Genomic DNA, 13,048 nt, shown 5'->3' on the forward strand with positions numbered 1-13,048 from the left:
TGGTTTAACGCCTGCTAGATGCTGACAACAATTGCAAAGTCTGGGCAATCTTTGGTAACTAAAACACCAGCTCCGATTAAAGCTTTTTTATCAATTGTAATATTAGACAATATGGTGGTATTTTCACCAATACTTGCACTTTTTTTATTAAGTTGAACATCAGAGTTCAGATGTATAAATACTTTGTAAGTTATTTTCCTTTAATTATTCAAATTACCAGTTCTTAATCACATCCTCTGGATAACCTCTTTTAAAATGCTTTGTCCAAGGATATGCATCAGATCCATCCTCTAATTTAATCCTAGATGTAGGACCTACGCTTTTAGCTGGGCTACCCACATATATACTATGCTTTTCAGTTTTCCCTTTCACTGAACTATGCGCTCCAATCAAGCAACCTTCAGCAATTACCGCTCCTGGTAAAATTACACTCATAGTTGCAATTAATGCATAATCTTCAACTGTAACACCCAACATAGTATTACTTGGTGGATGGGGGTCATTCGTTAAAACAACATAAGGAAAAATCCAAACAAAATTACCGATTTTACTATGTTGCCCAATATGAACATTGCTATGAAATCTCACATAATCCCCAATTTCACAGTGTCCTTGTAAATCCGACAAAGTACCAATTTGTAAATTTTTTCCTGCTTTTACCAACTCTCGCACGGTCACTCGATGACCAGTCATCAACCCTTCTTCAAAAGTTGAACCTTCGTAAAAAATACTATGGGAGCGTATATTCGAATTTTTACCAATAATCAAAGGCACCCCTTTCGAGAGACAATTTGCAACACCCATCTCACAAAATGCTCCAATAATCGTATTATCACCAATCTCTACATTGTCATAAATAATAGTGTTCGGCCCTATTTCAACATTTGCACCAATTTTAGCTTTTGGAGATATAATAGCTGTATGATGAATTGTCATTTTGCCCCCCTCATCTTAAAGTCTTCATAATTACGAATATAGTCAAATTCATCGTAATGCTCATTTGCGAGCACAAGTAAAATACAGTCCTGTGAAAAGTCATGCATTTCATGCCAAACCATTGGGGGAATTTTTAACCCCTTGTTAGATTGGTTCAACAAAACTTCTTCCTTTTTTATACCGTTATCCATCAACATCTTACAATTGCCTTGAATACAAAAAGCAACTTGCTGAAGTTCTTTATGAGCATGAAAGCCGCGTGGAAGATCAGGTTGAATACCAAAAATATAATAGAGTCTTTTAATCTCGAAAGGGATATGTTTATCAGCCTCAGCAACGACTAAAGCCCCTCTATGATCTCCCAAGTTAGGAAGTTGAATCCATTCTACGAGACTCATAAATCTTCACCTATCAATGAAATCAAATATTGCCCATAATCATTTTTACTCATGTTTTGACCAATTTCTAAAACTTTTTCTTTAGATAGCCATCCATTATTCAAAGCAATCTCTTCTAAACATGCAACTTTATAACCTTGGCGCTTTTCAAGGGTCTCTACAAATTGTGCAGCTTCTAACAAACTTGCATGTGTTCCTGTATCTAACCAAGCAAAACCACGACCAAGTAACTCTACATTTAAGTCGCCGCGCTCTAAGTACATTTGATTTACTGTTGTAATTTCTAGTTCACCACGATCGGATGGTTTGACCTGTTTAGCAATTTGAATCACATCATTATCATAAAAATACAAACCCGTTACAGCATAGTTCGATTTTGGATGTTTCGGTTTTTCTTCGATGGAAACTGCGCGTTTTTCACTATCAAATTCAACCACCCCAAAACGTTCCGGATCTTTGACTTGATAACCAAATACTGTTGCACCTTTTTGGCGAGAAACAGCTTGACGTAACATCGGTGTAAAACCTTGACCATAGAAAATATTATCACCTAAGACTAAGCAAACATTACTGTCGCCAATAAACTCTTCTCCAAGAATAAAGGCTTGAGCCAAACCATCTGGACTAGGTTGAACCGCATAAGTTAATTCAACGCCTAATTGAGAACCATCCCCTAACAACCGTTTAAAGTCGTCAATATCTTCTGGTGTACTAATAACGAGAACTTCTCGAATACCAGCAAGCATCAATACTGACAAAGGGTAATAAACCATTGGTTTATCATAGATTGGTAATAATTGTTTAGATACACCCTTAGTAATTGGATATAAACGTGTACCTGAACCGCCTGCTAAAATAATACCCTTTGTATTCATTATGCACTTCTACCCAATTTTTCACGTTGGTAACTACCATCTTGAACTCGACGGCACCAATCTAAATTATTCAAATACCATTCAACAGTTTTACGAATACCTGTTTCAAACGTTTCTTTTGGTTTCCATCCCAATTCATTGCCAATTTTTGTAGCATCAATTGCATAACGCAAATCATGCCCAGGACGGTCTTTAACAAATGTAATCAGTGATTCATATTGCTGACCATTTGACTGTGGCTTTAACTCATTCAATATTTTACAAATGGTTTTAACCACTTCTATATTTTGCTTTTCATTGTGACCACCAATATTGTAAGTTTCTCCTACAACACCCTCAGTCACGACTTTATATAAAGCTTGAGCATGGTCTTCAACAAACAGCCAATCACGAATTTGATCTCCTTTACCATAAATAGGCAAAGATTTACCCTCTAAAGCATTTAGAATAACTAAAGGAATGAGCTTTTCAGGAAAATGATAAGAACCATAATTATTTGAACAATTGGTCACTATAGTCGGTAAGCCATAAGTTCTATGCCATGCTCGCACTAAATGATCTGAGCTTGCTTTACTTGCAGAATAAGGAGAGCTTGGGGCATAAGATGTTGTTTCAGTAAACAGATCTGTTGTTCCTTCCAAATCACCATAAACTTCATCTGTTGAAATGTGATGAAACTTAAACTCAGCCTGACGCTTTTCATCCAACTGTAACCAATACTTTCTCGCTACTTCAAGTAAAGTATAGGTTCCAATGATATTAGTTTTAATGAATGTATAAGGACCTGAAATTGAACGATCCACGTGAGACTCTGCTGCCAGGTGCATCACTGCATCAGGCTGAAAAATTTCAAATAATTTATCTAATTCAACACGGTCACAAATATCCGTTTGGCTAAAATGATATCTAGGGTTTTGATCTACCAAACTAAGTGATTCAAGATTACCCGCATACGTTAACTTGTCTACATTTAATACTTCATGGTTTGTAGTCTGAATGATATGACGGATTACTGCAGATCCTATAAAACCTGCGCCTCCAGTAATTATTATTTTCATAAATTCAACCTTATTTTTCTTGTATTGAATAAAAAACAATCAATAATGCAATTTTTTTATACTTAACTTGAATTTTTTTAATCAATTTTTTTAATTTTTAATACTTATAAAGATTGTATGTGAAAATCTAATGAATGTGTACACTTTTTCGACAATTATATCCATCTACAAAATATTCTAATTGATTCAGCAACCATTCAAGATTTTTTTGATCCTCTTTAATATTATCAAGTTGTCTAAAAATCGGCTGGAGCATATCTAGTGAAGCATGTTTTTCAAAAGACTTTAAAATCCGCTCGTGGCCTGTGGTTTGAACCTCTTCATGATCAATCAGCAGTTCTTCATACAGCTTTTCGCCGGGTCTCAAGCCTGTAAACTGAATTGCAATATCTCCAGTACCATTTTCATCCATTGGTCTAAAGCCACTAAGACGAATCATTTGTTTAGCCAAGTCTACAATCTTAACTGGCTCACCCATATCCAATAAAAACACATCACCGCCTGTACCCATAGCACCTGCTTGAATCACGAGCTGCGCAGCTTCAGGAATGGTCATAAAGTAACGCGTCACTTCAGGATGAGTAACAGTAACGGGTCCACCTTGCGCAATCTGCTTTTTAAACAACGGCACAACAGAACCAGAAGAACCTAAGACATTACCAAAACGTACAATGCTGATCTGTGTTTTAGGGCTAGTTGCAGCTAAACCTTGGCAATATAATTCCGCCATCCTTTTAGAGGCACCCATCACATTCGTTGGACGCACAGCCTTATCTGTGGAAATTAAGACAAAGGTTTCTACACCTTGATTCACCGCTGCATCAACACTGCGTGCAGTACCAATAGAGGTATTGTAAATACCTTCAAAAGGATTTGCCTCTACCAAAGGCACATGCTTATACGCGGCCGCATGATAAACAGTTTGTACTTGATATTGATCAATAATTCTTTCAAGTTTGGCTTGATTGGTGACAGAACCTAATATTGGAATCACTTGAATACCCGAGCTCTGTAATTCACGATCAATGGAATACAGTGCAAACTCCGACATCTCAAACAACACTAAAAGTTTCGGCTGATGTTTCACGATTTGACGGCAAAGTTCGGAGCCAATTGATCCCCCCGCCCCTGTGACCATCACTACCTTATCTTTAATATTTTTCTCGAGCAGCTCTGGCTTTGGCGGTACAGGATCACGACCAAGCAAGTCAATAATATCAACCTCATGGATATCTGAAACTTGTACCTGACCATCAATCAATTGGGTCACACCCGGTAATTCCATGATTTTGACATCAGCCAGCTCAAAGGATTCTATGATTTCTTTTTTTCGTGCTCGACCTACCGAGGGCATCGCCAATAAAATTTCTTCAATCGCAAATTTACCTAATTTATTTGAAGCTCGCTTTGGTGAATAAATTTTTAAACCACTTAAAGACTGACCTTGGAGTGAGGATTTATCATCAATAAAACACACTGGTAAATAATCATCTGAACGAAATAAAGCTGCGGCAATTTGTTGACCTGCAAGACCCGCACCATAAATCGCGACGCGTTTACGATTTTGTTTTTTTGCAAAGGTTTTCAGTGTGGCATAACGAATGACTGCCCGACTCCACCACATCCATGAAAACAGCATAAAGCCGTACATGAGTGGAATACTCATTGGAATAAAAGCCCAATCTAATTTTTTAATGGTATATAGAGCTACAATTTGAATAAATGTACCGATGGAGATCTGCAGCAAATAATCTTCATTAAATGAACGGACAATCGCACTATAAATGCCGAGCAAGGCAAAAATCAGAATACCCAAAATCCCAACATAAGAATACCAAAATTCAAGTCCTTGCATCACTTCAACATTCGGGCGCGCCAGACGAATAGCATAGGCTAACCACATCATGAATGGAAAAACACAGATATCCATCGCCATTAACACGATCTGTTTTTGACGACGCGGCAAAGATGCTAAATATCCAATAATGTCTTTCACAAAGGACTCGAAGAAAGAAATAAATACATTATGGCGTAGAGTATACGCCCCGTTATTTTAAATTTGACTGATCACTTTTTGAATGATATCAACCGTTTTTTTTTGCAGGCTTTGTTCAAACAGAGTTAAGATGCACCAAAAATATTAAACTTGTTCCACCCAACTGCTGTGCATTGGTAAGGCTCTACTCAGGATGCCACGGTGCCCCATCAAAGGCTTTTTCCAAATACACTTCTAACATGACCTATTAAAATACGATACCCTTAGCACATTGATTTCTGCCACGATACGGTCACGTGACCAGCCTTTTAGGAAGGCATTAATATTCACCTATACATAACATTTATAGGCTGCATGCAAATAATCTGATGGTGGTTTTGCTACATTAAAATAAGGACTGTTTTTCAAAAGCCGCTTGAATCAATGCCATGCTGGCATTATGTTTCCCAGTCCATTCCGGTATCTTTTTCAACTGAAGACGACCAATCACGGCTTGCATTTCCATCATGCGCCAGTTGCTGCCAAATGAATCATGCAGCTAACGGAATCCTGACGGATGCTGTTTGTGATACACGCTGTCAAAATTTTATCATGATCTTTATAGAACCACATTTTTTCCAAAGCGTTTCGTCATTGGTGGTGACCATACCGCTTTCACCGTCAGTGGTCGTGATCTTGGCAGAATGACCATGCACCGATATGACCAATTGAACCGGCAGATTTGCCTTTATACATCGCGCCAAGCACTTGGGCAAATCTTCACTCACGAATAAGCTTTTTTCTCAGCCAATTGCATGATTGGATCCATCTCACACATCCAGTCCATCAAATGCACACAAATAATCGCTTTCGTATTCGATGTGATTAGATAAAACTTACCCTACAAGCTTCACTAAATATAAAATAAAATTTATTATTAAAAATCAATAAAATAAGATAAAAACCATATATCCACATAATTCTGAGAAAATTTCTTACAATTTGCCCCATATTTTTTAAATTAAAAAGCTTATAATTTAATCGTAATTTTGATATATTCAAGAAAATAAAGCTATAAAAAATACAAATTTAAATTAGCAAAATAAACAAATTACAACCACATAATAATTTTTATAAATGGGATTTTATATAGAGTGAACTTATATCATTATAGTTTAATTGCAGCAATGACATTGGGAATGACCGGCTGCGCAATTACTTCTGGTCTGCAAACCTATGATTTACCTTTACAAGGCGTTTATCAAACCGATTTAGGCACTCAAGTCAATGTCGTCCGCTTATCTCAGGAAACACTTACTGCAATTCAACTAGTCCAATATAATCAGCAAAACTTTGCGCATTTATTTAATGTTCAGCCTCGCCACTACTATTTAAGTCCTGGCGATATTCTTTCTATTTATCTTTGGGCTTATCCAGATATAACTCCTTCTACAAGTTCAGTGAGTAGTGAGCAATCAGCTCAAGCCAATGGTTATCAAATTGACCAGAATGGCTATATCCAGTTTCCTATGATTGGTCGTTATAAGGCTGCCGGAAAATCATTAACCCAGGTCAATCAGGAATTACGTAGCCAGCTTTCCCGTTATTTAAAAACACCCGATGTGATTGCACGCGTACTGTCCTATCAAGGTCAGCGCTTTTCTGTGCAAGGCAATGTTATGCGTGGTGGACAGTTTTACTTAAGTGACCAGCCTGTAAGTCTCTATACTGCATTAGGCTTAGCCGGAGGTGTAAACACACAATTGGGTGACAATACTTCGATCACGCTGGTACGCCAGGGTCAAACCTTTACATTAAATAGCATTGAATTGGAAAAATCAGGCTACTCTTTACATAACCTGTTGATTCAACCCAATGACACCATTTATGTAAACTCTAAAGAAAATCAAAAAATTTATGTCATGGGGGAATCCGGGCAAAATCAACCTGTTCCACTTCGTGATCAAGGCATGAGCTTAAGTGATGTTTTGGGTGAAAGTTTAGGCTTGAATCCGCTCTCTGCCAGCCGCAGTAAAATCTATGTGGTCCGCAGCAGTCCAAGCAACCCGATGACAGAAATTTATCACTTGGATTTAACCAGCATTGCTGATTTTGGTTTAGCCAATAAATTCAAAATGCGCAGCAATGATATTGTCTATGTCGATGCTTCAGGCTTGGCTCGTTGGCAACGTGTGATTAATCAAATCGTTCCTTTTTCCAGTCTTGTTAATACTGCCTATTATTTGGGCAATTAACATGAATATTCGCAATATTCTTGTGGTGTGCGTGGGCAATATCTGCCGCAGCCCGATGGCGGAATACTTTTTAAAACAGCAGTATCCGCAGCTTCATATTGAGTCCGCTGGTATTTCCGGTTTGATCGGCCATGCTGCAGATAAAAAAGCACAATTATGTATGCAGCATTTAGGCATCGATATGCAGCCGCATATTGCCCAAAAGTTGAATACCGAGCTTATTAAAAAAGCGGACTTGATTTTGGTGATGAGCCAAAATCAGCAAAAGCATTTAGAACAAATCTGGCCTTTTGCTAAAGGCAAGACTTTCCGTCTGGGGTATTGGCAAAGCAAGAATGTACCTGACCCGTACAAACACGATCAGGCTGTGTTTGATGAGACGTGTCAGCTCATACAAAATTGTATTGCTGATTGGAAACAACATATTTAACTTTTTGAATAATAATTATGAACGAAAAAAATAGTTTAACCGAAGATCCCATTGATTTAAAAGAGCTGTTTTTTTCACTCATTGCTCAATGGAAACTCATCGCACTGTGTGTGATTTTAAGTTTATTGTGTGCATTATTATATTTAAGAGCCACACCCGACACTTATTCAGTCGATGCATTGGTACAAGTCGAAGAAAACAAAGGCACCTCTGCCGCGTTATTGGGTGATCTGTCCAGCATGATTGAGCAGAAACAGCCGGCTCAAGCTGAAATAGAACTGCTGAAATCACGGTTAGTGCTGGGTTCGGTGATTAAAAACCTAAACCTGGATGTAAAAATTTCCGGAACAGAAAACCGCTTTTTTGACCGGTTACTCAGCCCGCATGATTATCAAACCAACTATCAGGCCAAATCCGTTATATTCCAGGATGATGCCAAGTCTTTTGAGGTTCGAAAATTTGAAGTTCCAGCGTATTACCTGGACAAGGATCTTCTGCTGGATTTTAATGCCAGTAAATTTACCTTAACCGATAAAAAAACCAAGCAAATCCTGTTTAGTTCCCCGACCAATCAGGAAAGCCAGTATGCTTCAGCCCATGGCACCTGGAAAGTGGCGATCTATACCCCAGACCCACTTAAAGGCACTTATAATATCCAAAAAATGTCTTTGCCTGGGGCGATGCTTGCTATTACAAAGAATTATTCAGTGGCTGAAAAAGGCAAATTGACCGGTATTTTAGGTCTGAATTATCAAGGTCAGGACAAGGAACATATCACCAAAGTTCTGAACTCCATTCTGGTGGCGTATAGCCAACAAAATATTGAACGTCGTTCTGCTGAAACCGCCCAAACGCTTAAATTTCTCGATGAACAGTTGCCTGAATTAAAACAGCAGCTGGATCTTGCAGAACGTGAATTTAATACATTCCGTCAGCAATATAATACCGTGGATGTGACCAAAGAATCTGAACTGTATTTAACCCAAAGTATTACCCTGGAGACGCAAAAATCGCAACTCCAACAGCAACAGGCTGAAATGGCGGCCAAATATACCAACGAACATCCCGCGATGCAGCAAATGAATGCCCAGCTGGGAGCGATTAATAAAAAAATTGGCGAGTTGAATGAGACCTTAAAACAACTGCCTGATTTACAACGTCGCTATTTACAGTTGTACCGTGAGGTTGAGGTTAAAACCCAGCTCTATACCGCATTGCTCAATTCTTACCAGCAACTCCGTATTGCCAAAGCAGGGGAAATTGGTAATGTGCGTGTTGTGGATACTGCGGTCCTTCCTATTGAACCTATTAAACCTAAAGAACTCATAGTATTAGCTCTTTCTCTTTTTGCGGGTGGTTTCTTGGGTACCTTGGTAGCTCTAGTGCGCAATATGATGCGTTCGGGCATTAAGGATTCCAGTCAGATTGAAAATGAGCTGGATTTACCGGTATATGCCACGGTTCCTCATTCACCGATCCAAGAAAGCCGTATTAAACTGCTGAAAAAGAAAAAACATGTGCCTATTTTAGCGATTAAAAATGGGGACGATATTGCGATTGAAAGCTTACGCAGCATGCGTACCGCGATTCACTTTGCCATGAGTCAGGCGAAAAACAATATCATTATGATTTCAGGTCCTGCGCCCGAAGTAGGCAAATCCTTTATTTCTACCAACCTGGCCACGATTTTAGCGCAAAGTAATAAACGCGTCCTGATCATTGATGGCGATATGCGCCGGGGTTATTTGCATCGATATTTCAACAATGACAACCAACCGGGTCTGGCTGAATATTTAAATAATACCCAGCAAAGTCTTGAAAATATTATTAAGCCCACTGAAGTTCACAATCTAGAGGTGATGACGCGTGGCAAGAGTCCGGTGAATCCTTCCGAACTTTTAAGCTCGGCAAAATTTGCAGCCATGCTAGAACAACTTTCACCCAACTATGACCATATTATTATTGATACTCCCCCGGTACTGGCCGTGACCGATGGGATTATCATTTCACAATATGCCGGCGTTAATTTAGTCATTGCGCGTTATGCAAAATCACAGATGAAAGAACTGGAATTAACCTTGAATCGTTTTGAACAGGCCAATGTTAAAGTGAATGGCTTTATTCTGAATAATATTCAACGTGGTACTCGCGGTTATGGTTATAACTATGCCTATGGCTATAAAGCCTCGAAAGACAAGGATAAAACAGATTTGGTTCATCTCAATTGAAATTATTTATTGTGAAAGCCAGTGATTTTCACTGGCTTTTTCTTTTTAAGATGATCTTAATCTAAAAATAATTTGGTTTATAAACAAATCAGGATCAAAGCAAAAAATTTATAATTCACTCTCTAAAGTAGATAAAAAATTGATATTTAATTGTATTAAAAATGTTTTATATATTCAGTCTGTTATAGAATAACTGGCTTGATAAGAATATATTGGATTTCTGTACAATACGGCTTCCTCTAAACGTGTTGGATAGAAAAGTCTGCTAAAATTAATGCAACTTTTGAATATAAAATGAATTTGGGAAAACCTATGAGTAAAGCCTTACCCATCGCTGTCGCTGTTCTTTTAGGCGGTGCTGCACTTATACCTGTTTATTATGCAACTCAAAACCCAGCTTCTGTAACATCAAAAGCATCAAAGAATGCTTCTGCTGTTGAGAAAATTAGTTATGCTTTAGGCTACGAAGTTGCACATCAAACACCACCTGAATTAAATATCAATAGCTTTGTTACCGGTGTACGTGAAGGTCACGCTCGAAATAAACCAGCTTATACAGAACAAGAACTTCAACAAGCTTATGAGCAATTCCAAAAGGAAATGCAACAGAAGCAAGTTCAGCAAGCACAGCAAGTACAAACAGCTAGCGATTCTTTTTTAACTGAAAATGCGAAAAAACCAGGTGTAAAAACCACGGCTTCAGGCTTACAGTACAAAATCACCAAAGAAGGTACAGGTAAACAACCTGCTGCTAACTCTATGGTGACCGTACATTACAAAGGCCAATTGGTTGACGGTAAAGTATTTGATAGCTCAATTGAACGCGGTGAACCGATTGAATTCCCATTAAATCAAGTCATTCCGGGTTGGACTGAAGGTCTTCAATTGATGAAAGAAGGCGGTAAAGCGACTCTTTATATCCCTTCAAAATTGGGCTATGGTGAACAAGGTGTGCCGGGAATGATTCCTGCCAACAGTACCCTAATTTTTGATGTTGAACTGATTAAAGTAAAATAAAAAATTCAAGGAGAGCTTTTGCTCTCCTTATTTATCTTGGGATAAGAGAATGAAAACACTTATAACATTGCTTTGTTTCTGCCTTTTTACCACGGCTAGCTTTGCAAAACCCGTGACCAATACCAGTAGCTTAAATGAACAAGTCGGCTACAGCTTTGGTTACTTAATGGGGCGCAGCAATGCTGAATCTGTAAAAGATTTAGACTTAGATGCTTTCATGCTCGGTTTAAAGACCGCAGCTCAAGGCGGTAAATCTGCTCTCACCGATGAGGAAATGGCGCGCGTTCTGACCCAACATAAAAAGCTCAGTGATGCAAAACAGCTTATTGAGCTGAAACAAAAAGCAGATGCCAATGCCAAAATCGAGGCAGAATTTTTAAAAGCCAATGCTAAAAAACAAGGCGTGCAAACCACTAAGTCTGGTTTGCAATATCAAATATTAAAACAAGGCACAGGGAAATCGCCTCAAGCCAATTCCGTTGTCAAAGTCAATTATGAAGGTCGTTTAATAGACGGTACAGTTTTTGACAGCTCAATTGCCCGGAATCAACCGGCTGAATTTCAAGTCAGTCAAGTCATTCAAGGCTGGACTGAAGGCTTACAACTGATGAAAGAAGGTGCTCAGTATCGCTTTTTCATTCCAGCACAACTTGGCTATGGTCAAATTGGCTCTGGTGATGTAATCGAACCGAATAGCACTTTAATTTTTGATGTAGAACTTCTTGAAGTCTTACCTAAATCGACTAAATAACCCTTATTTAACCCATATTAAAAAGTAGCGGGCAGGTCAATTTGAGCAAAAAATAATGCTCATTCCCTCCTCGCTATTTTTCATGATTTAATCAATCTATTTCCCAATATTGGCTTTCAATATAAAAGCATTTCTTCTTTTTTAAGCGATGTATACTCCCCCTGCCAAACTGCATAATATAATAAAAAATATATACTTATCAAATTTTTATATTTTAAAGTTATCTTAGCTAATAGCATGTTGCAATTTATTGATAATAGTATGCAGTCAAAATAAATCGATCTTGTACAATCTTCAAAGATGCTTTATTTCTATGTTTTCATCAATACACTTTCTTCACCAATAACAAGGATTGAATCAATGGCTCTAACAATCAAAACTCGCGAAATTCAGTACACTGCTGCAGATGGAACTAATTTGATTGGATACTTTACAGCGCCTGAATCGGAAATACCAGTCGCGGGCGTGATTGTAGCGCCTGAATGGTGGGGACGAAATGAATACACCGAACAGCGTGCACGTGAGCTCGCTGAACATGGCTATGCAGCGCTTGCTATTGATATGTATGGTGATAAAAAAGTAACCACTGCAGTACCACAAGCCAGTAAATGGATGATGCAAACCTTTGAAGATCCTGAAACAATTGTGACTCGTGCGTCTGCAGGTTTAGCGACATTAGCAGCGCAAGAAGAAGTAAATGCAGATAAACTGGCTGCTGTAGGCTTCTGCTATGGTGGCAAAGTTGTGCTTGATCTGGCACGCTCTGGTGCACCTTTACAAGCGGTGGTCACGTTCCACGGCACATTGATTCCGAAAGCACCAGCACAGCCCGGAAAAGTAAAAGCTGAAATTTTAGTTCTCCACGGAGAACTCGACAGCATGGTCAGTTTAGATGATGTTGCACGCTTTAAAGAAGAAATGCAGGCGGCTCAAGTCGAGCATGAAGTGATGATCTTTGAAGGTGCCAAACATGGCTTTAGTAACCCACTTGCAGATGAACGTGCCAAAGCCAATGGTGTTGATCTTGGCTATAATGCAGCCGCAGAACAACAAGGCTTATCTGCCATGTACGAATTATTAAACAAGCGACTTGGTGAATAGCAATGAAGGTAAATATGGCTGTGC

11 protein-coding genes and 1 pseudogene are annotated in these 13,048 nt (G+C 38.6%); 6 read left to right on the forward strand and 6 right to left on the reverse strand.

What is annotated here, in order from left to right:
• Positions 1-213: 213 nt before the first annotated feature.
• The 6 genes and pseudogenes from B9T23_RS09700 to B9T23_RS09725 all read right to left on the reverse strand — a co-directional run.
• On the reverse strand, positions 214-936 hold the full coding sequence (locus B9T23_RS09700; RefSeq protein ID WP_067725732.1) for an N-acetyltransferase: 723 nt from the start codon (positions 934-936) through the stop codon (positions 214-216).
• Positions 933-1,334 carry a sugar 3,4-ketoisomerase gene (locus B9T23_RS09705; RefSeq protein WP_067725730.1) on the reverse strand — a complete coding sequence of 134 codons (402 nt, stop codon included), beginning with the start codon at positions 1,332-1,334 and terminating at the stop codon, positions 933-935. The genes B9T23_RS09700 and B9T23_RS09705 overlap by 4 nt, the downstream gene beginning before the upstream one ends.
• Positions 1,331-2,209, reverse strand: a complete 879-nt coding sequence (gene rfbA, locus B9T23_RS09710; RefSeq protein ID WP_067725728.1) for a glucose-1-phosphate thymidylyltransferase RfbA — start codon at positions 2,207-2,209, stop codon at positions 1,331-1,333. The genes B9T23_RS09705 and rfbA overlap by 4 nt, the downstream gene beginning before the upstream one ends.
• A complete protein-coding gene (gene rfbB, locus B9T23_RS09715) occupies positions 2,209-3,267 on the reverse strand; it encodes a dTDP-glucose 4,6-dehydratase (protein WP_067725727.1) in 1,059 nt (352 codons plus the stop codon). Before rfbB ends, rfbA begins: the two co-directional genes overlap by 1 nt.
• A gap of 127 nt (positions 3,268-3,394) precedes the next feature.
• Complete coding sequence (locus B9T23_RS09720) at positions 3,395-5,263, reverse strand: polysaccharide biosynthesis protein (RefSeq protein WP_086193960.1); 1,869 nt, start codon at positions 5,261-5,263, stop codon at positions 3,395-3,397.
• Between the two features lie 57 nt (positions 5,264-5,320).
• Positions 5,321-6,131: pseudogene (locus B9T23_RS09725) on the reverse strand (DegT/DnrJ/EryC1/StrS family aminotransferase); the annotation flags it as partial.
• 298 nt (positions 6,132-6,429) lie between these two features.
• Here B9T23_RS09725 and B9T23_RS09730 point away from each other — a divergent pair.
• From B9T23_RS09730 to B9T23_RS09755, 6 genes are all read left to right on the forward strand, one after another.
• Positions 6,430-7,497: a polysaccharide biosynthesis/export family protein gene (locus B9T23_RS09730; RefSeq protein WP_213033038.1), complete on the forward strand. Its 1,068-nt coding sequence runs from the start codon at positions 6,430-6,432 to the stop codon at positions 7,495-7,497.
• Position 7,498: 1 nt separating this feature from the next.
• The gene (locus tag B9T23_RS09735; RefSeq protein WP_067725723.1) at positions 7,499-7,927 is read left to right on the forward strand and encodes a low molecular weight protein-tyrosine-phosphatase; all 429 of its coding nucleotides are present in this window, start codon (positions 7,499-7,501) and stop codon (positions 7,925-7,927) included.
• A 17-nt stretch (positions 7,928-7,944) separates the two neighbouring features.
• Positions 7,945-10,155 carry a polysaccharide biosynthesis tyrosine autokinase gene (locus B9T23_RS09740; RefSeq protein ID WP_086193961.1) on the forward strand — a complete coding sequence of 737 codons (2,211 nt, stop codon included), beginning with the start codon at positions 7,945-7,947 and terminating at the stop codon, positions 10,153-10,155.
• A gap of 312 nt (positions 10,156-10,467) precedes the next feature.
• Positions 10,468-11,172 carry an FKBP-type peptidyl-prolyl cis-trans isomerase gene (locus tag B9T23_RS09745; RefSeq protein ID WP_067725948.1) on the forward strand — a complete coding sequence of 235 codons (705 nt, stop codon included), beginning with the start codon at positions 10,468-10,470 and terminating at the stop codon, positions 11,170-11,172.
• Positions 11,173-11,221: 49 nt separating this feature from the next.
• Positions 11,222-11,923: an FKBP-type peptidyl-prolyl cis-trans isomerase gene (locus tag B9T23_RS09750; protein ID WP_086193962.1), complete on the forward strand. Its 702-nt coding sequence runs from the start codon at positions 11,222-11,224 to the stop codon at positions 11,921-11,923.
• A 360-nt stretch (positions 11,924-12,283) separates the two neighbouring features.
• Positions 12,284-13,024: a dienelactone hydrolase family protein gene (locus B9T23_RS09755; protein WP_086193963.1), complete on the forward strand. Its 741-nt coding sequence runs from the start codon at positions 12,284-12,286 to the stop codon at positions 13,022-13,024.
• The last annotated feature ends 24 nt before the right edge of the window (positions 13,025-13,048 follow it).

This window comes from Acinetobacter terrae, from assembly GCF_002135195.1.
In the GTDB taxonomy this organism is placed as follows: domain Bacteria; phylum Pseudomonadota; class Gammaproteobacteria; order Pseudomonadales; family Moraxellaceae; genus Acinetobacter; species Acinetobacter terrae.

Bases quoted from the DNA above. Each gene is read 5' to 3' on its own strand.
- B9T23_RS09750 (WP_086193962.1), top strand. From the start codon at position 11,222: ATGAAAACACTTATAACATTGCTTTGTTTCTGCCTTTTTACCACGGCT.
- rfbA (WP_067725728.1), bottom strand. From the start codon at position 2,209: ATGAATACAAAGGGTATTATTTTAGCAGGCGGTTCAGGTACACGTTTA.
- B9T23_RS09730 (WP_213033038.1), top strand. From the start codon at position 6,430: ATGACATTGGGAATGACCGGCTGCGCAATTACTTCTGGTCTGCAAACC.
- B9T23_RS09705 (WP_067725730.1), bottom strand. From the start codon at position 1,334: ATGAGTCTCGTAGAATGGATTCAACTTCCTAACTTGGGAGATCATAGA.
- rfbB (WP_067725727.1), bottom strand. From the start codon at position 3,267: ATGAAAATAATAATTACTGGAGGCGCAGGTTTTATAGGATCTGCAGTA.
- B9T23_RS09700 (WP_067725732.1), bottom strand. From the start codon at position 936: ATGACAATTCATCATACAGCTATTATATCTCCAAAAGCTAAAATTGGT.
- B9T23_RS09745 (WP_067725948.1), top strand. From the start codon at position 10,468: ATGAGTAAAGCCTTACCCATCGCTGTCGCTGTTCTTTTAGGCGGTGCT.
- B9T23_RS09740 (WP_086193961.1), top strand. From the start codon at position 7,945: ATGAACGAAAAAAATAGTTTAACCGAAGATCCCATTGATTTAAAAGAG.
- B9T23_RS09755 (WP_086193963.1), top strand. From the start codon at position 12,284: ATGGCTCTAACAATCAAAACTCGCGAAATTCAGTACACTGCTGCAGAT.
- B9T23_RS09735 (WP_067725723.1), top strand. From the start codon at position 7,499: ATGAATATTCGCAATATTCTTGTGGTGTGCGTGGGCAATATCTGCCGC.